Annotated in this window: 21 protein-coding genes; 19 read left to right on the forward strand and 2 right to left on the reverse strand. The window is 70.1% G+C overall.

Annotated features, from left to right (window positions below; genetic code table 11):
- Nucleotides 1–23 precede the first annotated feature (23 nt).
- From ACOOE8_RS16145 to pnp, 18 genes are all read left to right on the forward strand, one after another.
- Entirely contained in the window at nt 24–422 is a 399-nt protein-coding gene (locus tag ACOOE8_RS16145) for a DUF1330 domain-containing protein (protein ID WP_420392437.1), read from the forward strand.
- Nucleotides 419–1,300, forward strand: coding sequence for an alpha/beta fold hydrolase (locus ACOOE8_RS16150; RefSeq protein WP_420392438.1), 882 nt, complete (start codon nt 419–421; stop codon nt 1,298–1,300). Before ACOOE8_RS16145 ends, ACOOE8_RS16150 begins: the two co-directional genes overlap by 4 nt.
- A 55-nt stretch (nt 1,301–1,355) precedes the next feature.
- Nucleotides 1,356–2,189 carry an SDR family NAD(P)-dependent oxidoreductase gene (locus ACOOE8_RS16155; RefSeq protein ID WP_420392439.1) on the forward strand — a complete coding sequence of 278 codons (834 nt, stop codon included), beginning with the start codon at nt 1,356–1,358 and terminating at the stop codon, nt 2,187–2,189.
- Nucleotides 2,182–2,544: a thiol-disulfide oxidoreductase DCC family protein gene (locus ACOOE8_RS16160; RefSeq protein ID WP_420392440.1), complete on the forward strand. Its 363-nt coding sequence runs from the start codon at nt 2,182–2,184 to the stop codon at nt 2,542–2,544. Before ACOOE8_RS16155 ends, ACOOE8_RS16160 begins: the two co-directional genes overlap by 8 nt.
- Nucleotides 2,535–2,744, forward strand: coding sequence for a hypothetical protein (locus ACOOE8_RS16165; RefSeq protein ID WP_420392441.1), 210 nt, complete (start codon nt 2,535–2,537; stop codon nt 2,742–2,744). The genes ACOOE8_RS16160 and ACOOE8_RS16165 overlap by 10 nt, the downstream gene beginning before the upstream one ends.
- Nucleotides 2,745–2,770: 26 nt before the next feature.
- The gene (locus ACOOE8_RS16170) at nt 2,771–3,343 is read left to right on the forward strand and encodes a pyridoxamine 5'-phosphate oxidase family protein (protein ID WP_420392442.1); all 573 of its coding nucleotides are present in this window, start codon (nt 2,771–2,773) and stop codon (nt 3,341–3,343) included.
- 11 nt (nt 3,344–3,354) lie between these two features.
- The gene (locus tag ACOOE8_RS16175) at nt 3,355–3,963 is read left to right on the forward strand and encodes a glutathione peroxidase (protein WP_420392443.1); all 609 of its coding nucleotides are present in this window, start codon (nt 3,355–3,357) and stop codon (nt 3,961–3,963) included.
- Entirely contained in the window at nt 3,963–4,496 is a 534-nt protein-coding gene (locus tag ACOOE8_RS16180; protein ID WP_420392444.1) for an RNA pyrophosphohydrolase, read from the forward strand. The genes ACOOE8_RS16175 and ACOOE8_RS16180 overlap by 1 nt, the downstream gene beginning before the upstream one ends.
- A 118-nt stretch (nt 4,497–4,614) precedes the next feature.
- The gene (gene rimP / locus ACOOE8_RS16185; RefSeq protein ID WP_420392445.1) at nt 4,615–5,154 is read left to right on the forward strand and encodes a ribosome maturation factor RimP; all 540 of its coding nucleotides are present in this window, start codon (nt 4,615–4,617) and stop codon (nt 5,152–5,154) included.
- 72 nt (nt 5,155–5,226) lie between these two features.
- Nucleotides 5,227–6,837 (forward strand): transcription termination factor NusA, encoded by a 1,611-nt coding sequence (gene nusA / locus ACOOE8_RS16190; RefSeq protein ID WP_420392446.1) that lies wholly within the window; start codon nt 5,227–5,229, stop codon nt 6,835–6,837.
- A 38-nt stretch (nt 6,838–6,875) separates the two neighbouring features.
- Entirely contained in the window at nt 6,876–7,502 is a 627-nt protein-coding gene (locus ACOOE8_RS16195) for an RNA-binding protein (RefSeq protein WP_420392447.1), read from the forward strand.
- Complete coding sequence (gene infB / locus ACOOE8_RS16200; protein WP_420392448.1) at nt 7,499–10,510, forward strand: translation initiation factor IF-2; 3,012 nt, start codon at nt 7,499–7,501, stop codon at nt 10,508–10,510. The genes ACOOE8_RS16195 and infB overlap by 4 nt, the downstream gene beginning before the upstream one ends.
- Nucleotides 10,511–10,520: 10 nt before the next feature.
- Complete coding sequence (locus ACOOE8_RS16205; protein WP_420392449.1) at nt 10,521–10,895, forward strand: RidA family protein; 375 nt, start codon at nt 10,521–10,523, stop codon at nt 10,893–10,895.
- A 1,094-nt stretch (nt 10,896–11,989) separates the two neighbouring features.
- Nucleotides 11,990–12,385 (forward strand): 30S ribosome-binding factor RbfA, encoded by a 396-nt coding sequence (gene rbfA, locus ACOOE8_RS16210; RefSeq protein ID WP_420392450.1) that lies wholly within the window; start codon nt 11,990–11,992, stop codon nt 12,383–12,385.
- The gene (gene truB / locus ACOOE8_RS16215; RefSeq protein ID WP_420392451.1) at nt 12,378–13,427 is read left to right on the forward strand and encodes a tRNA pseudouridine(55) synthase TruB; all 1,050 of its coding nucleotides are present in this window, start codon (nt 12,378–12,380) and stop codon (nt 13,425–13,427) included. The genes rbfA and truB overlap by 8 nt, the downstream gene beginning before the upstream one ends.
- A 262-nt stretch (nt 13,428–13,689) precedes the next feature.
- On the forward strand, nt 13,690–14,037 hold the full coding sequence (locus tag ACOOE8_RS16220) for an SH3 domain-containing protein (RefSeq protein WP_420392452.1): 348 nt from the start codon (nt 13,690–13,692) through the stop codon (nt 14,035–14,037).
- 90 nt (nt 14,038–14,127) lie between these two features.
- Entirely contained in the window at nt 14,128–14,397 is a 270-nt protein-coding gene (rpsO, locus tag ACOOE8_RS16225) for a 30S ribosomal protein S15 (RefSeq protein WP_420392453.1), read from the forward strand.
- Between the two features lie 477 nt (nt 14,398–14,874).
- Nucleotides 14,875–16,995 carry a polyribonucleotide nucleotidyltransferase gene (gene pnp / locus ACOOE8_RS16230; RefSeq protein ID WP_420392454.1) on the forward strand — a complete coding sequence of 707 codons (2,121 nt, stop codon included), beginning with the start codon at nt 14,875–14,877 and terminating at the stop codon, nt 16,993–16,995.
- 245 nt (nt 16,996–17,240) lie between these two features.
- Here pnp and ACOOE8_RS16235 read toward each other — a convergent pair whose 3' ends face one another.
- Nucleotides 17,241–17,594, reverse strand: a complete 354-nt coding sequence (locus ACOOE8_RS16235; RefSeq protein ID WP_420392455.1) for a hypothetical protein — start codon at nt 17,592–17,594, stop codon at nt 17,241–17,243.
- Between the two features lie 275 nt (nt 17,595–17,869).
- Between ACOOE8_RS16235 and ACOOE8_RS16240 the strand changes: the two genes are divergently transcribed.
- Entirely contained in the window at nt 17,870–20,974 is a 3,105-nt protein-coding gene (locus tag ACOOE8_RS16240; RefSeq protein ID WP_420392456.1) for a type ISP restriction/modification enzyme, read from the forward strand.
- A gap of 24 nt (nt 20,975–20,998) precedes the next feature.
- Here ACOOE8_RS16240 and ACOOE8_RS16245 read toward each other — a convergent pair whose 3' ends face one another.
- Entirely contained in the window at nt 20,999–21,676 is a 678-nt protein-coding gene (locus ACOOE8_RS16245; protein ID WP_420392457.1) for a glutathione S-transferase family protein, read from the reverse strand.
- Between the last annotated feature and the right edge of the window lies 1 nt (nt 21,677).

The raw sequence follows: 21,677 nt of genomic DNA on the forward strand, positions 1-21,677 counted from the left end.
ACACTCGCGACGGAGGAGGCGCCATGGCGGTCGCAGAGCTGAACCGGGACGTGGTCGAGGGGATGCCCGCCGAGGGCGCCGTCGTCATGGTCAACCTCGTCAAGCTGCGTGAGCGGGCGAGCGACGGCGAGGGGTCCGGCTGGGACGCCTACCAGCGCTACAGTCGCGCCGTCATCGGCATGATCCGCGAGCGCGGCGGCACGATCCTGTGGTCGGGTCGCGCCCATGGCACCTCCTTCGGTCCGCAGGAGGGTGGTGACTGGGACTTCGTCGTCCTCGTCGAGTACCCGTCGAAGGCGGCGTTCCTCGACATGATGTCGTCCGAGGCCTACGCCACCATGGCGAACCCGCATCGCCTCGCGGGCGTCGAGCGGCACGTCATCCTCGCCGCCACCGAGGAGTACTCGAAGGTGCGCCGGTGACGGACGACGGCATCACCTTCGGCAGCGTCGAGAACGACGGGCTGACGCTGCGCTACGCCGAGACCGGCGCCGGCGACCTCGTCGTCCTCCTGCACGGCTTCCCGGAGCACTGGCGCTCCTGGCGCAACGTGATGACGGACCTGTCGAGCACCCACCGCGTGGTGGCGCTCGACACGCGCGGCATCGCGGGGTCGGACGCCGCGCCGGACGTGGCGGGCTACGCGGTGCCTCGCCTCGTGTCGGACGTCGTCGCCCTCATCGAGGGGCTGGGGGCGGAGGACGTCACGCTCGTCGGCCACGACTGGGGCGGATTCATCGCTTGGGAGACGGCGATCGCGCGGCCCGACCTGTTGGACCGCCTCGTCATCGTCAACGCGGGGCACCCGTTCGTCTTCGGTGAGCTGCTGCGCAAGGACGAGGCCCAGCGCGAGGCGAGCCGCTACATGCTGGCGTTCCGCTCCGAGCGCGGCGAGGAGCTCCTCGCGCGCAGCGACTTCGCAAGGTTCCGCGAAGAGATCCTCGCCCCCGCGCAGGCGCGGGGCGCGCTGTCCGAGGAGGACGCCGCCGCCTACCTCGACGTGTGGCGCGACGGCAAGAGCCTGACCGCTGGGCTCAACTACTACCGCGCCGCGAAGGTCGGCCCGCCGAGCGGCGAGGACGGCGCGCCGCGCGACGCAGCCTCGACCACGGTGCGCGTGCCGACGCTCGTGATCTGGGGCATGGCCGACCCCTACTTCGTCCGCGACAACCTCGCGCTTCACGAGGTCGTGCCCGACCTCACGCTCGCCGGCTTCGAGGACAGCGGGCATTGGATCATCCACGAGCGCCCGCAGGACGTCGCCCGCCTGATCGCGGGCTTCGCCGACGCCGGACGTTGAGGCGCGGACGCCGCAGCCGGTCGACATTTGCTCCAGACGCCGTAAGTCTGCCGTCATGACGAGAGACCGCCTGTCCGACCGCTTGCGCCGCACCCCCCGCGAGGCGCCCCGCTGCGCCCTCGTCACCGGCGCCAGCGGGGGCATCGGCGAGGCGTTTGCCCGGGCTCTGCCGGACACGACGCGGCTCGTCCTCACCGGGCGCAACGAGGACAAGCTGTCCCTGCTGCGCGCCGAGATCGGCCCACGAGCCGAGACGGTGGTGGCGGACCTCGGCTCCGAGGACGGCGTGGCGCGGGTCGCCGAGGCGGCGGAGGCGGCCGGCTGCGACCTCCTCATCAACAACGCGGGGCTCGGCGCGCTCGGCGACTTCCTGTCGGTGGACCTTGCAGCGCACCGCACGGCGCTGCGCGTCAACGTAGAGGCGGTGCTGGAGCTCACCCACCGCCTGACGCCGGGGATGATCGAGCGGGCCGACCGCGAGGCGCGGCGCGCGGGGGTGATCAACGTCGCCTCCTCGGTGGCGTTCGTGCCGGTGCCCTCGTTCGCCACCTACGCGGCCACCAAGGCGCTGATCCTGTCGTTCACCGAGGCGTTCGCTGCCGAGATGGCCGACGCGCCGGTGGACGTCCTGTGCGCCTGCCCTGGCGCGGTGAGGACCGGCTTCGGAGCGCGGTCGGGCTACGGCAGCGCCTTCCCGGGTGCGATGTCGCCGGAGAAGGTGGCGCGCACCGCGCTCGCCGCCCTCGGCCGGCAGACGACGGTGATGATCGGCCCGGTGTCCACCGCGACGCTCGCCCCCGTGGCGCTCGCGCGCTCGATGGTGGGCCAGGCGTTCCACCGCGCTGGCAAGGTGATCGACAGGGTGCAGGATCGGCAGCGCCGTGGCTGACCTCACCGTGTACTACGACGCGTCGTGCCCGCTGTGCCGGCGCGAGGTCGCGCTCTATCGCGGGCGGAGCAAGGCGGCGTTCGTCGACGTCAGCGACCCGGCCAACTTGCCGCCGGACCTCTCCGCCGAGGCGGCGATGGCGCGCTTCCACGTCCGCCGCGACGGCGCCCTCTTGTCCGGCGCGGCGGCGTTCGCGGCGCTGTGGCGGGCCACGCGCGGGCTCGGTCACCTCGGCCGCCTCGCGGCGCTGCCCGTCGTGACGCCCGCGCTCGAGCGCTCCTATCGCGGCTTCCTCCTCGTTCGCCCATGGTTGCAGCGCCGGATGCGCCGGCGCGAGGCAGCCGCGTGCCGCTGAGTGGCATCTCGCGACGGGACACGGCGCTCGGCGCCTTCACCTTCCGCGAGCTCGTCACCCAGCGCCGCCTCGCGGAGCGGGCGATCGCGCGCCGCCGCGACGCCGCCGCAGCGCGCGCCCTGATCGCGCGCATCGACGACGAGCTCGCAGCGCGCCGCGGGGGCAAGCTCGACCGCGCCGGACGGGCGCTCGAGCCCTGAGCGAGGCAGCCGAGGCGCCGGCGCACATGCACGACCTCATGGCCGTCGAGGATGCGGCGTGGGCGATGCTCGCCGAGGGCGCGGCCTCCAGGCACGCAGCCTTCCACCAGATGGCCGTCGCCACGGTGAACGCGGACGGCCGTCCCGAGGCACGCACCGTGGTCCTGCGCGGGGCCGACCGCGCGGCGCGCACTGTCCGCTTCCATACCGACCTGCGCGCGGGAAAGGTGGGGGACCTTGCGGATCGGCCGGAGCTCGCTGCCGTGCTTTACGACCACGATGCCAAGGTGCAGGTGCGCCTTTCGGGCGGTGCGACGCTGCACCACCGCGACGACCTCGCTGCGTCGACCTGGGCGGGCATGCGCGACTTCTCCAAGGCGTGCTACCGCCAGGCGTCCGCGCCCGGTCGGACCCTAGCTGACCACCCCGCCATGATCGATACCGCCGCGCCGCTCCCCGAGCTCGACGGCTTTGGCAACTTCGTCGCGGTCACACTGCGTGTCGCAACGCTGGAATGGCTGTACCTTGCGGCGAGGGGACATCGTCGCGCGCTCGTGTCATACGGTGCCGCCGAGGGCCGCACATGGCTCGCCCCCTGACAGGAGGTTCGATGACGGGCTTCGCCGCCGGCTCGCCGGCAACGGTTCTGAGGGTCGCAGCGCTGGCCGCGGTCGCGTCCTCGCTCGGCATCGTGCTCGCCACGAAGACCTTGGCCGACCGGCCGCGCCCCATCGAGTGGTCAGCCCAGGAGCTCACCGACATCGAGGGTCACCCCTTCGACGCCAGCGCCCTCGACGGCCGCGTGGTGCTCCTCGTCAACACCGCGTCGAGGTGCGCCTTCACACCGCAGTACGAGGGCCTTGAGGCGCTCCACCAGCGCTACGAGGGCACCGGGCTCACCGTCCTCGCCGTGCCGTCCAACGACTTCGGCGGCCAGGAGCCCGGCGCCAACGCGTCCATCGCGGCGTTCTGCACGTCGGCCTACGGCGTGTCGTTCCCCATGCTTCAGAAGGCGCGGGTGAGCGGCGAGGGCGCGCACCCGCTGTTCGCCTGGGCGCGGCGCAGCGGCGGGCGTGCCGCGATCCCAGCGTGGAACTTCCACAAGATCCTCGTCGGGAGGGACGGGCGCGTCGTCGCCGGCTTCCCGTCCCACGTGTCGCCCCGCTCGCCGCAGGTGATGGGCGCGGTGGAGCGCGCGCTGCGCACGCCCGCGTTCTGATGGAGCCGTTCGCCGCCGCGCCGCGCCGGGGCTACCGCCGCTGCGTCGGCATCGCGCTGTTCTCGCAGGACGGCCGCGTCTTCCTCGGCAAGCGCGCGTCGCGCGGGATGGTGCCGAGCCACTCCTGGCAGATGCCGCAGGGTGGCATCGACCCCGGCGAGGGGGCCTACGCGGCCGCCGTGCGCGAGCTCTACGAGGAGACCAGCGTGCGCTCCGTCGCGCCGCTTGGCGAGCTCGAGGGCTGGCTGCACTACGATCTGCCAAGGGACGTCGCCGCGTGGCGCGGCCGCTTCAAGGGGCAGGCCCAGCGCTGGTTCGCCTTCCGCTTCATCGGTGCCGAGGGGGAGATCAACGTCACCTCGCCGCCGGACGGCCACAGCGCCGAGTTCTCCCGCTGGCGTTGGGAGGCGCTGGCGGAGGTGCCAGGCATCGTCGTGCCGTTCAAGCGGGCGGTGTACGAGCGGGTGGTCGAGGCGTTCGCCGAGCACGCCGCGCCACGGGGCTTGCGCGCGCCCGAGCGGCGGGCTATCTGACGACGACACTCAGGTTCGCATGGATGACCGGGTTGGCGCCTTCGGGGGCCGGCCCGTTCGGCGTTTGCGGCGTCGCGCTCGCGGCCTCGCCTGCGGACCGCTCAAACCGGGGCGCAGCGTGGCGCACGACGATCGTCTCATCGCCGAAACCGGCCTCGACGCCCGCGTCGCGAAGGTCGTGGCGCCGAGCCTCGACGCGCTCGGCTTCCGCCTCGTGCGGGTCCGGGTGAGCGGCCAGAACGGCTGCACCGTGCAGGTCATGGCTGAACGCCCCGACGGCACGCTCGCCATCGAGGACTGCGAGGCGATCAGCCACGCGATCTCCCCCGCGCTCGACGTGGACGACCCCATCGGACGGGCGTACCATCTCGAGGTGTCCTCGCCCGGCATCGACCGGCCGCTGGTGCGCCGCGACGACTTCGAGCGCTGGGCAGGGCACGAGGCCAAGCTCGAGACGGCGATCCCCATCGACGGTCGGCGGCGCTGGCGCGGCGTCCTCGTCGGCCTCGGGCAAGACACCGTGGGCATTCGACTTGCCGAGCTCGGCGGTGAGACCCACTGGGTGCCGCTCGGCGAGCTGGCGGACGCGCGCCTCGTCCTCACCGACGCGCTGGTGGAGCAGTCGCTGCGCGCGGGCAAGAAGGCGGCGATGAACTAGGCGCGGGCGGCGTCGCACGAGGGGGAGCCCTCGCGTTGGATTGGGGCCTCGCCCTGGAGAACGGGAACGGACATGGCAGTCAGCGCGAACAAGCTGGAGTTGTTGCAGATCGCCGACGCGGTGGCGCGGGAGAAGCAGATCGACCGCGCCATCGTCATTGAGGCGATGGAGGACGCGATCCAGAAAGCCGCGCGCGCCCGCTACGGTCAGGAGACCGAGATCCGGGCCGAGATCAACCCGAAGTCCGGCGAGACGCGGCTGCAACGCCTGCTCGAGGTGGTCGAGGAGGTGGAGACGCCGCAGACCCAGATCGCGCTCGCCGACGCGCTCGCCAAGAACCCCGCCGCGCAGATCGGCGACTACATCGCCGACCCGCTGCCGCCCATCGAGTTCGGCCGCGTCGCAACTCAGTCGGCCAAGCAGGTCATCGTGCAGAAGGTGCGCGAGGCCGAGCGCGACCGCCAGTACGACGAGTACAGGGACCGCGTCGGCGACATCATCAACGGCATCGTCAAGCGCGCCGAGTACGGCAACGTCATCGTCGACCTCGGCCGTGGCGAAGCGATCTGCCGGCGCGACCAGCTCATCCCGCGCGAGATCTTCCGCCCCGGCGACCGCATCCGCGCCTACGTGATGGACGTGCGCCGCGAGCCGCGCGGGCCGCAGATCTTCCTGTCGCGCACTCACCCGATGTTCACCTCCATGCTGTTCCGCCAGGAGGTGCCGGAGATCTACGACGGCGTCATCGAGGTGAAGTCGGTGGCGCGCGATCCCGGCAGCCGGGCCAAGATCGCCGTCATCTCGCGCGATTCCTCCATCGACCCCGTCGGCGCGTGCGTCGGCATGCGCGGCAGCCGCGTCCAGGCGGTGGTCCAGGAGCTGCAGGGCGAGAAGATCGACATCATCCCCTGGTCGCCGGACGCGGCCACCTTCATCGTCAACGCGCTGCAGCCGGCCGAGGTCGCCAAGGTGGTGCTCGACGAGGACACCGAGCGCATCGAGGTGGTGGTGCCCGACGAGCAGCTCTCCCTCGCCATCGGCCGCCGCGGACAGAACGTCCGCCTCGCCTCTCAGCTCACCGGTTGGGACATCGACATCCTCACCGAGGAGGAGGAGTCCCAGCGTCGCCAGAAGGAGTTCCATGAGCGCACGCAGCTCTTCGTCGACGGGCTGAACGTCGACGAGGTGGTCGGCCAGCTCCTCGCCTCGGAGGGCTTCACCTCGATGGAGGAGGTCGCCTATGTGGAGCTCGACGAGATCGCCTCCATCGAGGGCTTCGACGAGGACACCGCCGAGGAGATCCAGGCGCGCGCCCGCGAGCACCTCGAGGAGATCGAGCGTCAGAACGACGAGGCGCGGCGCGAGCTGGGCGTCGAGGACGACCTGCGCGAGGTGGCGGGCATGACGACCGCGATGATGGTCGCCCTCGGCCGGGGCGACGTGAAGAACCTCGAGGACTTCGCCGGCTCGGTGCCCGACGACCTCGTCGGCTGGATCGAGAAGCGCGGTGCCGAAACGGTGCGTCACACCGGCCCGCTGTCGGAGTTCGGGGTCTCGCGTGCCGACGCCGAGCAGATGATCATGGCCGCGCGCGTGTCCGCTGGCTGGATCACCGAGGCCGACCTCGCACCCGAGGTCGAGGAGGAAGAGGGCGAGGACTTCGCAGCGGAGGAGGCTCGCTGAGCGGGCGGTCCGGCAAGCCGCCGGTCCGCACCTGCGTCGTGACGCGTCGCACCGGTCCGCCGGAGGCGCTGATCCGATTCGTGCTGTCGCCGGACGGCGTCGTCACCCCGGACGTGCGTCGGCGGCTGCCCGGCCGCGGCGTGTGGGTGGACGCGACGGCGAACAGCGTGGCCGCAGCGGTGGCCAAGCGCGCGTTCGCGCGCGGCTTCAAGGCACAGGTGAGCGTGCCCGCGACGCTCGACGAAGACGTCGCCACGTTGCTGCGCCGCGCCGCGCTCGATCGCCTGGCGCTTGCCCATAAGGCGGGGCTGGTGACGGCCGGCTTCGAGAAGGTGCGCGCCCGCCTCGCCAGCGGCGCGGTCGCCGCGCTCGTCGTGGCACGCGACGGTGCGCCGGACGGCATCGGCAAGGTTCAAGCGCTTGCCAAGAAGGCTGCCAATCTCCATAACGAGAGGAACGTGGTCGACCTGTTCACTTCAGCCGAGCTGGAACGCACCTTGGGTCGTGACCGTGTGGTCCATGCCGCATTGTCGCCCGGTCGACTGAGCGAACTCTTCATCCTGGATGCGGCGCGCTTGCGCAGCTACGCGTTTGGCACGACGCAAGACGAACCGCATTCCGATCAGCCCGACGAACGCACGTTCGCAGGACCATTGAACGCATGAGCGAAACGAACGACACCGGCGAACAGGCTGGCGGCCGCAAGTCGACATTGTCGCTGCGCCGCGGCGGCGTGGAGAAGGGCACCGTGCGCCAGAGCTTCTCCCACGGCCGCACCAAGTCGGTCGTTGTCGAGAAGAAGAAGCGTCGTGTCGTGGTCCCCGGACAGGGCGAGGCGAACGCGCCGAGCGCGCCGCCGGCGGCCGAGGCACGGCGTCCGGCGCCGGCCGCGGCAGCCGTCCCGCCATCGAGCGAGGCGCGCCGCGCCGATCAGGACGCATCGTCCCGTGCCGCCCCCCGGCCAGCCGCCGCCGCGGCCGTCCCGTCGGAGGCCACGGCGAAGGCGCCGGCCGAGGCCGGCGGTGCCGAGGCAGGCCGCGCCGAGGCCGCCCGACCCATACGCGAGCCGACCGCCGACGAGCTCGCGGCGCGCGCGCTCAACATGCCGGCCCGTCCGCGTGTCATCGGCAAGGCCGAGGTGAAGGCGCCGCCCACGGCCGCGCCTGCGACGGACGATGCGGCGCCGCGTCGGCGTTCGGCCTACGCTTCGTCCCCGGGGCCGCGCGGTGCGCCGGCCCGCACCGGCGGCGCTGACCGCGACCCGCGTGCCCAACCCCGCGCCGGCGCGCCGGGCCGCACCGAGCCACGCACCGACGCTCGCGTTGATCGCGGAGGCCCCCGCCGTCAGGGTGGCGGGCAGGTCCACCGCACGCTGTCGCGCGCCGAGCAGGAGGCGCGCGCCCGCGCGCTCGCCGCCGCCCGCACCAACGAGGGCGAGCATCGCCGTCGCGCGGAGGAGGAGCAGGCGCGCGAGCGCGAGGCCATCGACGCGGCGAGGCGTCAGCTCGCCGAGGAGGAGCTGCGCCGCGAGCGCGAGGAGGCCCGTCGCAAGGCCGAGGAGGAGCTTGCCGCCCGCCGCGCCGCGAAGGAGGCGGAGGCTGCGCAGAACCAGGCGGCGGATGCCTCCGTCGTGCAGGCGGACGCCGGTGACCCGCGAGCGGCTCGCGGCGCGTTGCCGGTCCGCCGCAAGACCGCGGCCGAGCTCGAGGAGGAGGACGCGGCACGCGACAAGGCCAAGAAGGCCCGCGCGACGCCGACGAAGACCGCCACCAAGGGCGACGACCGGCGGAAGACGAAGCTCACCATCACCACTGCGCTCGAGGACGACTCGGAGCGCGGCCGATCGCTCGCGGCCCTGCGTCGCCGGCGCGAGAAGGAGAAGCGCGGCGCCCGAACCGGCCCGCGCGAGAAGGTCATGCGCGAAGTTGTCATCCCCGATGCCATCTCGATCCAGGACCTTGCCTCGCGCATGTCCGAGCGCGGCGTCGACGTCATCAAGCTCCTCATGAAGGAGGGGCAGATGTACAAGATCACCGACGTCATCGACGCCGAGACCGCCGAGCTCGTCGTGACCGAGTTCGGCCACACGGTGAAGCGCGTGTCGGAGGCGGACGTCGAGACCGGCCTGTTCGAGGCGCGGGACGTCGATACCGAGCACGCGGTGACCCGGCCACCGGTGGTCACGATCATGGGTCACGTCGACCACGGCAAGACGAGCCTGCTCGACGCGATCCGCAAGGCGAACGTCGTCTCCGGCGAGGCTGGCGGCATCACGCAGCACATCGGCGCCTACCAGGTCGAGCTCGGCGGGCAGAAGATCACCTTCCTTGATACTCCGGGTCACGCCGCGTTCACCGCCATGCGTGCCCGCGGCGCGAAGGCGACGGACATGGTCATCCTGGTCGTTGCGGCCGACGACGGCGTGATGCCCCAGACCGCGGAGGCGATCAGCCACTCCAAGGCGGCCGGCGTGCCGATGATCGTTGCGATCAACAAGATCGACAAGCCTGATGCCGACCCCATGCGCGTGCGCACGGACCTTCTGCAGCACGACGTCATCGTCGAGACGATGTCGGGCGACGTGCAGGAGGTGGAGGTGTCGGCCATCAAGGGCACCAACCTCGACAAGCTGCTCGAGGCGTGCCTTCTCCAGGCCGAGATCCTCGAGCTCAAGGCGAACCCGGACCGCGAGGCCCAGGGCGTCGTCGTCGAGGCCCAGCTCGACAAGGGTCGCGGCGCGGTGGCCACCGTCCTCGTGCAGCAGGGCACGCTGAAGGTCGGCGACATCGTCATCGCCGGGACGGAGTGGGGCCGCGTGCGTGCGCTCGTGAACGATCAGGGCGAGCGCGTGAAGGAGGCGGGGCCCTCGATGCCCGTGGAGGTGCTCGGCATCAACGGCACGCCCGAGGCCGGCGACCAGTTCGCAGTCGTCGAGACCGAGTCCCGCGCCCGGGAGATCGCCGAGTATCGCGATCGCCTGAAGCGCGAGACGTCGGCCGCGCCGTCGACGGCGATGAGCCTCGAGCAGATGATGTCGAACCTGCAGTCGGCGGGCCTGTCCGAGTTCCCGATCGTCCTGAAGGGCGACGTCCAGGGCTCGGTGGAGGCGATCGTCGGCGCGCTCGAGAAGCTGAACACCAACGAGGTGGCTTCGCGCATCCTGCATCAGGGCGTCGGTGCCATCACCGAGTCGGACGTGACGCTGGCCGCGGCCACCGGCGGCGTCATCATCGGCTTCAACGTGCGCGCCAACAAGCAGGCCCGTGACGCAGCCGAGCGGGCAGGGGTGGAGATCCGGTACTACTCGATCATTTACAACCTGATCGACGACGTGAAGGACGCGATGTCGGGCATGCTCTCGCCCGAGCGTCGCGAGACCTTCATCGGCTATGCCCAGGTCCTCCAAGTGTTCAACATCACCAAGGTCGGCAAGGTCGCCGGCTGCCGGGTGACCGACGGGATGGTGGAGCGCGGCGCCGGCGTGCGCCTCCTGCGCGACAACGTCGTCATCCACGAGGGCACGTTGAAGACGCTGAAGCGCTTCAAGGACGAGGTGAAGGAGGTCCAGGTCGGCCAGGAGTGCGGCATGGCCTTCGAGCGCTACGAGGACATCCGCGAGGGCGACGTCATCGAGTGCTTCCGCGTGGAGGAGGTCGAGCGCACGCTCGCCTGAACCCATGCAGATGAGGCCCGTCAACGCTCCGCAGACGACGGCGACTGGAACCTACAGCATGGCCTACGAGGTCAGTGGGGCGTCGCGCTTGGTGTTCGTGAGCGGGCAGGTCGCCCAGTCCCCTGACGGCGGTGTGCCCGACGGGTTCGAGCCTCAGGCGCGGCTCGTCTTCGCGAACCTCGAGGCCCAGCTCGGCGCCTGCGACATGGCGTTCGCCAACGTCGTGAAGCTGACGAGCTTCCTGACGCGTCGCGAGGATGTGCCCGCGTTCCGCGCGATCCGCGAGGAGCTCTTCGCCGATCATCGGCCCGCGTCGACGCTGGTGCTGGCCGAACTCATCGACCCGGACTGGTTGCTCGAGGTCGAGGCCGTCGCCGTGGCTTGACGGTCCGATCCACGGTGCGGTGGCGGCCGCGGTCGAGGATCGATCAGGCGGAGGCGACCGGCCTTGGACCGTGGCCGACCGCACGGCGGCGCGCGCTCGTCACAGCCATGGCGCGCTTGGATCCGTCACCGGCGCGGCGCCCGTTGGTGCCATGACCCGAGCGGCTCCAAGCGACCCACCGGGCGTGTCGTCGGCCCCAGCGTGACGGGCTCGGCCGGCCGCTTCCAGGAGGTCTTGGAAGGGCGGCGGCCGATCAGCATGAAGATCGACAGCTCGATCGGTTCCTCGGGGTTGGTCTTCACCCAACGCGCGGTGGCAGGGGCGACGTCCGTCCGGGTGAGCAGGACGGGACGCAACCGTCGCTGCCGGCCCCGCGGCGGTTGATCCGGCACAGCCGCGGTGGGTTGGGCGATGCCCGGACGCACCCATGCCGGCCCCTGGGCGGTCGCAGGGACCGGAGTGAGAGGCACGCGCTGCGATGCCGCCGGCTGGGTCAGGCCGCGCCACCACGCGCGCACCATCGCCCTCGGCGATGGGGCGACCGTCGCTGGGGTGGTGCGCGGTGCAAGGACGGCATTGCTGCGCCGGCGACGGTCCCTGCTCGTCGCCCGCGACACGCGATGCCAATGCTGTGAGGACCGATGTGCGGCCGATGTCACCATGTCCTAGCTCCCGCCTTGAGTGGCAAACGAACCGGAACACTGCGCCAAGGACGGTGTTCCCATCAATGGGTTGCACCGTTCTGCTACGATTGGAAGCAGTCGCGACGAGGGGCCGTTGGCCCCTAGCGCGGCTTGGGGTTGGGTGGAACGACCCAACCCGAAGAAGACCGGTCTTGGTCAACGAGCTAGGGCATCCTATCCGGGTCTGAGATGACCCAGGATGCGCCAGCTTGTCGGGATCGTCGCAGCCTTCTCCGAGGGAGCTGTCGTGTGGCCAGCAGGCGCGCCCCAGCTCGTCAGCGACGACGGATCCGAACGTTTTGAACCCAAGAGTGGTGGTCGCATCGAGGCACACTACCTTGTGGCGGCTCGGGCACGTCCGATCGTCGGGGTTTGCTCGACGGCGATTGAGGCCCGGAACCGGGGAACGACATGCAGTCACAACGTCAGCTGCGCGTCGGCGAGCTTGTCCGCCACGCGCTCTCCGACATCCTGATGCGCGGCGGCACCCATGACCCCGAGCTCGACGGCCGGCCCATCACCGTGCCCGAGGTGCGCATGAGCCCGGACCTCAAGGTGGCGACGGTCTTCGTCATGCCGCTCGGTGGCGAGGGCGGCGATCGCGTGGTCAAGGCGCTCGCGCGCTCCGCAAGGGGTCTGCGCGGCGAGCTCGCAGCCCAGGTGCGGCAGCTGAGGTCCGTGCCCGAGCTGCGCTTTCGCCTCGACACGCGGTTCGACGACGACGATCGGCTGCGCCGCGCACTCGCGGAGCCCTCGGTTGCCGCCGACATCGAGGGACCGGACGAGGGGGAGAGCGGACGTGGTTAGGTCGTTCGACCTCACCGAGCCCGGCGTGCTGCCGAGCACGGGTCGCGATCGGGTCGAACGCCGGCGTCAGCCCCGTCGCGGACGGGCGAAGAACGAGCTCGACGGCTGGATCATCCTCGACAAGCCGGTCGGGCTGACGTCGACCCAGGCGCTCGGGGCGGTGAAGCGATTGTTCAGCCCGGCGAAGGCAGGTCATGCCGGGACGCTCGACCCCCTCGCCTCGGGCCTCTTGCCGCTCGCCCTCGGTGAGGCGACGAAGACGGTCCCCTACGTCGTGGACGGCGCGAAGCGCTACCGCTTCACCGTGCGCTGGGGCGCGGCGACCGACACGGACGACGCCGACGGCGCGGTGACCGCCACCTCCGACGTGCGACCGACGCCAGAGGCCCTCGAGGGCGCGCTCCCCGCCTTCGTCGGGGAGGTCGCCCAGGTCCCGCCGCGCTACTCGGCGGTGAAGGTCGCAGGCCAGCGTGCGTACGACCTCGCGCGCGAGGGCGAGCAGGTGGAGCTTGCCGCGCGGATAGTGACCATCACGCGGCTCGCGGTCGTCGGCACGCCGGGCCGCGACGAGGCGACGCTCGAGGCGGACTGCGGCAAGGGGACCTACGTGCGCGCCGTTGCGAGGGACCTCGGGCTGGTGCTGGGCACCCACGCCCACGTCACCGCGCTGCGCCGCACCCGCGTCGGTCCGTTCGATGAGGCCGACATGGTGACGCTCGAGGCGCTTGGCAGCCGCTCGGAGGACCTGCAGTCCGTCCTCGACGAGGTGTTGCGCGATCCGAGCGAGGCGCTTGCCGAGTTGCCCACGCTGCTCGTGGACCGCACCGTGGCCGCACGGCTGCGGCGCGGCCAGGCGGCGCTTCTGCGGCCGGGCGACGCCCCGGAAGGGACCGTGCGAGCGACGACCGGCCGGGACCTCATCGCGCTGTGTCACGCCGAGGCCGGCGAGCTGCGACCGATGCGTGTGTTCCGCGCTCCCCGACGTCGCCTGGTGCACGGACCGAACCGACCTGCCGCCGAGGGCGGGGACCGCGCGGACTAGCATGGCGCGCCGTGACCGCGTCCGCCAAGGCAGCAAGATGGGCCGGCGTTGGTCGCCCCCGGGCCGAGGGAGCGGAACATCCGGTTGCGGTTAGCGTCGCCCGCTGGGCTGCTGCTCACCTAGTGCTCGATGCCGCGCCGCGCCGGCCGGAGGCAACCTTTGCCCGACGCAGCTTCACCGGAGCAACGCTCGTCCAAGCCCCGCGAGGTAGCACGGAGCGACGGCGTCACCGCCGCCCGTTGTCAACGCGAGGAGCCTGCCGTTGCGAACGTCCTTCCATCTCGCGCGTGCGCTGTTCCTCGCCCTCATGGTCCTCGCTCGCCCCGCGCTGGCGGCCGACCTTGCGCGCCCGGTCCCCATCTTGCCGCCGCCGCCGCCTCCGGCGGTGACCGTGGGACCCCACGCGCTCGTCGTATGCCTCACCGGCGCGCCGGTGAGGTACAGCCGCGCGCCTGGGGAGATGACCGTCGGTTCGCTGCCTGCGGGGGTCGAGGTCGCCGTGATCGACGCGCCGTTCGATCCGCGCGCCGACCTGTGGGTGCGCATCAAGGCACCCTACTCCGCGATCTACTACGGGTGGGTGTACACGCGCACGCTCGTCTGTCACTAAGGGGCGTTGGGCCTCCCGTGGGGACCGACCGATAACGCGCGTGCTGGACGACATCCCGGCTCGTCGCGCAACCCAGTGACAGGAGAGCCGATGTCGATCACCGCCGAGCGCCGTGCTGCGCTCATCAAGGAGTACGGCGCCAAGGAGGGGGACACCGGCTCGCCGGAGGTTCAGGTCGCCCTCCTCACCGAGCGCATCACCAACCTTACCGAGCACTTCAAGTCCCACGCGAAGGACAACCACTCCCGGCGCGGCCTGCTGAAGTTGGTGTCCCAGCGTCGCCATCTTCTCGACTACGTGAAGGGCAGGGACGCGGAGCGCTACCAGTCCCTCATCCAGCGGCTCGGGCTGCGCCGTTGACCACCGCGCGGCGCGGTCGAGACGCCCTCGCTCGTCGCGGTGCGAGCGTCCGAGGGAGCCTGGCTCGCGCGGCCTGAGGACGGGGCGCCACAAGGACTGTCGGCGCAACAGCGTCCACGGGCCCGCGGGGTCCCACCGAGCACTGAGCGACGTCGGGGCTGCCGGCGCGGCCTCAACACCTCCCTGCGCTGCGCCAGCCGACCGGCAAGACGGTCGATCCGGTTCCGCCTTGGGGCCAGGGACCTGACTGCGGCAAGGGTCCGACGGACCCGCAGCCGACGAGACAAGGCACCGGCGGCATCGGGCTGCGCGGTGCGGCGAGGCGCCGTCGTCCGGCGCCTCATGGCGGCCGTGAAGGCCGAGCGAGCCGACCATCATGGTCGGTGGCGACGTGGTGGGGCAGGATCGCAGGACGCTGAGCGGCGCAGCGTCCCGCCGTCTTGCCCGCCCGCGCCGAACACACGCGAAAGGCAGGACATGTTCGACACCCAACGTGAAACCATCGAGTGGGGCGGCCGCACGCTGACCCTCGAGACCGGCAAGGTCGCCCGCCAGGCGGACGGCGCGGTCCTCGCGCACTACGGCGAGACCACGGTTCTTGCAACCGTCGTCTCCGAGCACCACGCGAAGCCCGGGCAGGACTTCTTCCCGCTCACGGTGAACTACCAGGAGAAGGCGTTCGCTGCCGGCAAGATCCCCGGCGGCTTCTTCAAGCGCGAGGGTCGGCCCAGCGAGCACGAGGTGCTCACTTCTCGCTTGATCGACCGGCCCATCCGCCCGCTCTTCGTGGAGGGCTACAAGCACGACACTCAGGTCATCCTCACCACGCTGTCCCACGACCTTGAGAATGCGCCGGACATCCTTGCGATGGTCGCAGCGTCCGCAGCCCTCACCCTGTCAGGCGTGCCCTTCATGGGCCCCATCGGAGGTGCGCGCGTCGGCTTCGTGGATGGCGACTACGTGCTCAACCCGACCCTCGACCAGATGGAGGACTCCGCCCTCGACCTCGTCGTCGCAGGCACCACGGACGCCGTCCTCATGGTGGAGTCGGAGGCCAAGGAGCTGTCCGAGGACGTCATGCTCGGCGCCGTGATGTTCGGCCACCGCGAGTTCCAGCCGGTCATCGAGGCGATCATCCGCCTCGCCGAGAAGGCCGCCAAGGAGCCGCGCGACTTTCAGGTCCCCGACCGATCGGAGCTCGCCAGCCGCATCCGCGCGTCCGCCGAGGCCGACCTCAAGCAGGCGTACTCCATCGTCGGCAAGGCGGAGCGCCGGGCGGCCATCGACGAGGTGAAGACGCGCGTGATGGCCGAGCTCGCCGCGGCCGAAGGAGCGGAAGGCCCCACCAAGCAGCAGGTCGGCGACCTCTTCAAGAAGGCCGAGGCCGCCGTCGTCCGCGGTCAGATCATCGAGCACAAGACCCGCATCGATGGGCGGGACCTTGAGACCGTACGGGCCATCGAGTGCGAGGTCGGCATCCTGCCCCGCGCTCACGGCTCGGCGCTGTTCACCCGCGGCGAGACCCAGGCGCTGGTGGTGGCGACGCTCGGGACGGGCGACGACGAGCAGTTCGTCGACCTCCTGGAGGGGACGATCAAGCAGAGCTTCATGCTGCACTACAACTTCCCGCCCTACTCCGTGGGCGAGACCGGCCGCATGGGCTCGCCCGGCCGCCGCGAGATCGGCCACGGCAAGCTCGCGTGGCGCGCCGTGCACCCGATGATGCCGGCGCACCACGACTTCCCCTACACGACGCGGGTCGTCTCGGAGGTGACGGAGTCGAACGGCTCGTCGTCCATGGCGACGGTGTGCGGCTCGTCGCTGGCGCTGATGGATGCCGGCGTGCCCCTCGCAGCGCCCGTGGCGGGCATCGCCATGGGCCTCATCAAGGAGGGGGATCGGTTCGCGGTGCTGTCCGACATCCTGGGCGACGAGGACCACCTCGGCGACATGGACTTCAAGGTGGCCGGCTCGCGCCAGGGGGTGACGAGCCTCCAGATGGACATCAAGATCGACGGCATCACCGAGGAGATCATGCGCGTCGCCCTCGACCAGGCGAAGGCCGGCCGCGTGCACATCCTCGACGAGATGGGCAAGGCGATCGAGGAGGCACGCAGTGAGCTCGGCGAGTACGCGCCGCGCATCGAGGTGATCCAGATCCCCGTCGACAAGATCCGCGAGGTGATCGGCTCCGGCGGAAAGGTGATCCGTGAGATCGTCGAGAAGACCGGAGCCAAGATCGACATCAACGACGACGGTCAGGTGAAGGTCGCCTCGGCCGACAACAAGGCGATCACCGCAGCGCTCAACTGGATCCGCGGCATCACCGCCGAGCCGGAGGTGGGTCAGATCTACGAGGGCACGGTGGTGAAGGTGGTGGACTTCGGCGCCTTCGTGAACTTCTTCGGGCCGCGCGACGGCCTTGTCCACATCTCGCAGATGCGCGACGGCCGGCCGGAGAAGTCCTCCGACGTGGTGAAGGAGGGTCAGAAGGTCTGGGTCAAGCTCATGGGCTTCGACGAGCGCGGCAAGGTGCGCCTGTCCATGAAGGTAGTGAACCAGGAGACCGGTGAGGAGATCAAGGCCGAGGCGGCCTGATCATCCGGCAAGGTTGCGGTTTCTAGGGCCGAGGGCGGCAGCGCGAGCGGCTCGCGCTGCGGCCCTAGGGTTGCGCCCGGCCTGCTGACCGCCAGCCGTATTCGCATCGAACGGACCGTAACGGATCGACGAACGCGGGTTCGTTGAAGACGCCGCCAAGCCCTCGAGCCGGCGGTCCCTGCGGACCTTCGACGGACCGCGCGGTGGGAACGCCGAGCGACGCTAAGGCCGGGGAGGGAGGCGTGCTAGGCCGCCTCCTCGTCGTCCTCCTCGGCGGCGTGGCCGGAGCCGTGCTTGGCCAGCGCGTCGCCGATGTTGCGCAGCTTCTCGGCGTTCGAGTCCGAGGCCTCGCCGGCTAGCTTGTTGGTGCGGTCGCCCAGGCGCGCCATGATCTTGGCGATCTTGTCGCCGTCCGGCTTGTCGCTCGTGATCGCCTTCTTGAGCGCCTCGAGATCGCGGGCGACGGACTTGGAGCCGCTCGCCTCGAGCTCGCCGACGCTCTCCTGCCACATCTCGATGTTCTTGACGGCAGCGTCAACGGAGGCGTTGGACAGGTCGTCCTGGTCGAGGAGCTTCGTCGTCTCGGCATAGCGGGGCATGTCGGTCGCCTTCAGTGAGCAGGTCGGATGCCTGGGAACGGAGGGCGGGCACCGAGGTTGCGGCGGGCGCGACAACGTGGCGCAAGGCGCCGCCGCGGCGTTTCTCGCCGGCACGACGCGACCTCCTCGCCCTCGGCACGGCCTGCAGCGTGCTTGGTTAGGCGCGAACAGGCGGTGAGACCTCCCGTCAGCAAAAAGCGCAGTCGTGATCGCCGCCGCGAATTGCGCGCCGAGGGCTTAGTGTATTTCCCGCCGGACATACCTAAGGTTGCCAGATGACCGTAGCCCGCGTTCGAACGTACCTGGCCGACATCGACCGACGGAAGAGGATCGCCGGGTCAGCCACCGAGCAGGTGATCCGCAAGGCGTTCAGCGACCTCCTATCCGACCTGGCAAGGTCGAATGAGATGGTGCTCATCGAAGAGCAGCCAATCCTCACTGGGCCGGGTCGGGGTCGCAGGCCCGACGGCACCGTGCGCCATTCGATCCGGGTCGTTCACGGTTACTGGGAGGCTAAGGACGGCGACGACGACCTTGACACCGAGATCGACCGCAAGCGACGCGTCGGCTACCCCGTCACGAACACCATCTTCGAGGACAGCCGCACCGCCGTCCTGTGGCAGCACGGCGCTGAGGCCATGCGCTGCAACATGGCCGACGCCGAGGCCTTGGCCCGATGTTTGGCGTGGTTTTTCGACTACGAGCCGCCCGTCATTGAAGATTGGCGGCGCGCGGTAGGGCAGTTCCGACACGACCTGCCCCACATCCTCGGCGAGCTGCGACGCAGGATCGACGCCGCCTACTCCGAGGGCGGCCACTTCCGCGATGCAGCCGCGCAGTTCCTTGTGCATGCCCGGGAAACGGTCAACCCGACGCTCGTCGAGGCGGACGTGCGGGAGATGCTCATCCAACACATCCTCACGGAGGACATCTTCACCTCCGTCTTCCGCAGTGACTTCCACCGCGAGAACAACATCGCCAAGCGGCTCTACGATCTCGAGCGACTCTTCCTGCGCGGGGCTGCGAAGCAGGACCTCCTGCGAGCGCTGGAGCCGTACTACGCGGCGATCCGGCGAGCCGCGGTTGAGATCGACGCCCACTCGGAGAAGCAGACCTTTCTCAAGGTCGTTTATGAGGGGTTCTACAAGGCCTACAACCCGAAGGCAGCCGACCGGCTGGGCGTGATCTACACGCCCAACGAGATCGTCCGCTTCATGGTCCGTGGCGCCGACTGGCTTTGCCGGGAACACTTCGGCCGCGGCCTCATCGACCCGGGCGTGGAGATCCTCGACCCCGCCACGGGCACCGGCACCTTCATCTGCGAGCTGCTGGAGTTCTTCCGCGGCCAGCCGGAGCTGCGCCGCAAGTACAAGGAGGAGCTTCATGCCAACGAGGTGGCGATCCTGCCTTACTACGTTGCCAACTTGAACATCGAGGCGACCTACGCCGAGATCACCGGCCAGTTCGCGGAGTACCCCAACCTCGTGTTCGCCGACACGCTGGACATGACCGAGGGGCTGGGCATCCGACGCGGGCAGCAGATGAGCTTCCTCGGGCGCTTCTCGGACGAGAACATCGAGCGCATCCGCCGCCAGGACGCGCGGCGCATCTCCGTGGTCATCGGCAACCCGCCTTACAACGCCAACCAGCAGAACGAGAACGACAACAACAAGAACCGCGAATACCCGCGGATCGACGAGCGGGTGCGCCAGACCTTCGTCAAGCTCTCGACGGCGCAGAAGACCAAGGTCTACGACATGTACTCGCGCTTCTACCGCTGGGCCTTCGACCGGATCAGGGAGCAGGGCGTGGTGGCGTTCGTCACGAACCGCTCCTTCCTCGACTCGCGCACCTTCGACGGCTTCCGCCGCGACGTGGCGGAGCGGTTCGGGGACCTGTTCATCGTGGACCTCGGCGGCGACGTGCGGGCGAACCCGCGGCTTTCGGGCACCAAGCACAACGTCTTCGGCATCCAGACGGGGGTCGCGATCGCCTTCTTCGTGCGCGGCGGCAAGGGCGGCGGCATCCGCTACCTGCGCCGGCCCGAGGAGGAGACGGCGCGCGACAAGCTCGCCTGGCTCGCGGGCCTCGACCCGGCGCGGGCGGAGTGGGAGCGCGTCGTGCCGGGTCCGCGCGCCGACTGGATCGGCCAGGTGGAGAACGACTGGGACGACCTGATCCCGGTGGCCGACAAGAGGACCAAGGCCGCCAAGGTGAAGGGGCAGGAACGGGCGGTGTTCAAGCTGTTCTCTCTGGGAGTAGTAACGAACAGAGATGATTGGGTGTCTGACCTCAAGGAAAAAAGCCTTAGCTGCAAAGTTGCGTTTCTATTGAGTGAGTATCAGGCAGCACAGGATCACCTGATGGGAAAAGACTTCCAAGATGAAAAGTTGGACGTTCAGATCAAGTGGACGAGGCACCTCAAACACCTTCTTCGAACTGGAGTCGCACTTGACTACGACAGTAGGCAGATTCGCAGATCATCTTTTCGGCCTTTCTTTGACAAGGTGCTGTATTATGGCTCAGAACTCAACGAGTTCCTCTATCAAAACGATCAGGCATTTATTATTGATGATCCGCACAATGTGACGATCCTATTTGGCTACGAGCCGCGCGCAACGTTCTCCGCATTCTCATCCATGCACGTGCCGAACAAAGATTTCTTCATGCCAAGTGCGGCGCAGCACCTCCCCCGCCACCGCTACACCCCGACCGGCGAGCGCATCGACAACGTCACCGACTGGGCCCTGAACAAGTTCACCGCGCGCTACGGCAAGCGCGCCGGGGTCACGAAGGACGCGATCTTCCATTACGTCTACGCCGCGCTGCACGACCCCGTCTGGCGCGAGGCCTACGCCATCAACCTGCGCCGGGAGTTCCCCCGCATCCCCTTCCACGACGACTTCGGCCTCTGGGCTGGATGGGGCGCCCGCCTGATGGAGCTCCACGCCCGCTACGAGGACGTGGCCCCTTGGCCCGTGGAGCGCCGCGACGTCCCCGACGCGCGCGCCCGCGCCGCCGGGCTCGACCCCAAGCCCCGCCTCAAGGCCCATCGCGGGGCCGGCACCGTCGAGATCGACTCCGAGACCACGCTGACGGGCCTGCCCGACGAGGCCTGGGCCTACCGCCTCGGCAACCGCTCGGGCCTCGAATGGGTGCTCGACCAGCACCGCGAGAAGAAGGTCCGCGACCCCACCGTCGAGGCCTGGCTGCGCGACAACCCCGACTGCCGCTACCGCCTCGCGGACCACAAGGAGCGCGTGATCGACCTGATCGCCCGTGTGGCCCGCGTCAGCGTCGAGACGATTGCCATCGTAGGAGCCATGCGCGACCACTCAATCGTCGCCCGTTCGCCAGCGCCGGAGGAGCGGCCCGCCTGACGGCGACCGTCCGCCGCCGCTGGATCAGGCGGCGAAGTTCGATGGGAACATCGCCCGCGCCGTCTCCTCGTCGAAGTCCCGCTTGAACGTAAGGTCCTGGCCCATCGCGCGGGCGCGGGCGACGGCGGGCCGCGCGTTCACCCCCTCGAACCAGCGCCGCACGTTGGGGAAGGCGTCGATGCCGCCCTCGCCGAGCACGCGCACGTGGCGGTCCACCCAGCCCCACGCGCCGATGTCGACGATGGTGTACTCGGCCCCGACGATGAAGTCGCGCCCGGCAAGGTGCGCGTCGAGCACGCGGTAGTGCCGCTCGGCCTCGAACCTGTAGCGCCGCTTGGCGTAGTCGCCGCCCTCCGCCGCGCCGGCGGTCTGGAAGTGCACCCACTGGCCCGAGAACGGTCCGAGGCCGGACGCGACCCAGAAGTGCCAGGACAGGAGCTCGCCGCGGTCGGACGGCGCGCCGAGGAGGCTACCGTGCTTCTCGGCGAGGTAGAGCAGGATCGCGGACGAGTCGAAGACACGCACCCCGTCGTCCTCGATGGCCGGCGCCTTGGCGTTCGGGTTGATCGCGAGGTAGCCCTCGCCGTGCTGCTCGCCGCGGTAGGTGTCGATGGGGACGACCTCGTAGGCGAGGCCGAGCTCCTCCAGGAGGAGGGCGACCTTCATCGGGTTCGGCGTGTGGTGGTAGTAGAAGCGGATCAAC

The organism is Acuticoccus sp. (assembly GCF_965213555.1).
GTDB lineage: Bacteria > Pseudomonadota > Alphaproteobacteria > Rhizobiales > Amorphaceae > Acuticoccus.